Source organism: Streptomyces sp. URMC 129, from assembly GCF_051386415.1.
Classification (GTDB): domain Bacteria; phylum Actinomycetota; class Actinomycetes; order Streptomycetales; family Streptomycetaceae; genus Streptomyces.
This window is the reverse complement of sequence record NZ_JBPQTQ010000286.1, coordinates 1-891: the sequence shown is the minus strand read 5'-3', so window position 1 is coordinate 891 and position 891 is coordinate 1. Positions and strand designations below refer to the sequence as shown.

Sequence of the window (891 nt, the reverse complement as noted above, 5' to 3'; positions counted from 1 at the left end):
CTACCCGATCGCCGGCGTCGTCTACGACCGCGACCGCGCCCCCTCGGCCCCGACTCCCTCACCTGGCGGATGTTCAGCGACTGGCGCGGCACGCTGCTCTCCCTCTGGGCGGGCTCCATGCAGAACATGCACCCCCACCTCGGCGCGGGCGTCGCCGAGCACTCCCGCTTCTTCGAGGAGCGCTCCCAGCGCTTCTTCCGCTCGCTCTACCCGATCGCCGGCGTCGTCTACGACCGCGACCGCGCCCCCGCGACCGCCCGCGCCGTGCGCGACTACCACCGCACGATCACGGGCACCGACCGGCACGGCCGCCGGTACCACGCCCTCGACCCCGACACCTTCTTCTGGGCCCACGCCACCTTCGTCCTCGTTCCCGTCCTGGTCGCCGAGCACTTCGGCACCCCGCTCACCGAGGCCGACAAGCGCCGCTACTACCGCGAGACGATCCAGTGGTGGCGCCTGTACGGCATGAGCATGCGGCCCGTCCCGCCCGACTGGGACGCGTTCGTCGCCTACTACGACCACATGTGCCGCGACGTCCTGGAGGACAACAAGCCCGCCCGCGACGTCCTCGACATCACGGCGATGCCCAAGCCCCCCGCCCTGCGGCGCCTCCCCGACCCGCTGTGGCGGGCGGCCCTGCGCCCCACCGCCCGCGCGCTGCTCTGGCTGACCACCGGCATCTACCACCCGGCCGTCCGCGACCGCCTCGGCCTCACCTGGACCGACCGCGACGCGCGTCGCCTGCGCCTGCTCGGCCGGGTCATAGGCCACGGCTGGCGCCTGGTCCCGTTCGACTACCGGTTCCACCCCCGCGCCCGCGACGCCTGGCGCCGCGCCCGGGGGCGCGTCCCGGCGGACGCCCCGCTCGTGGAGACCCCCGCCCGCAAC

At 74.5% G+C, this 891-nt stretch carries 1 protein-coding gene; it reads left to right on the top strand.

Features of this window, described 5'->3' with window-relative positions; translation table 11 throughout:
• Positions 1-891 (top strand): oxygenase MpaB family protein (locus ACSNOC_RS27805; protein ID WP_436750340.1); only part of this gene is annotated, 891 nt, incomplete at both ends.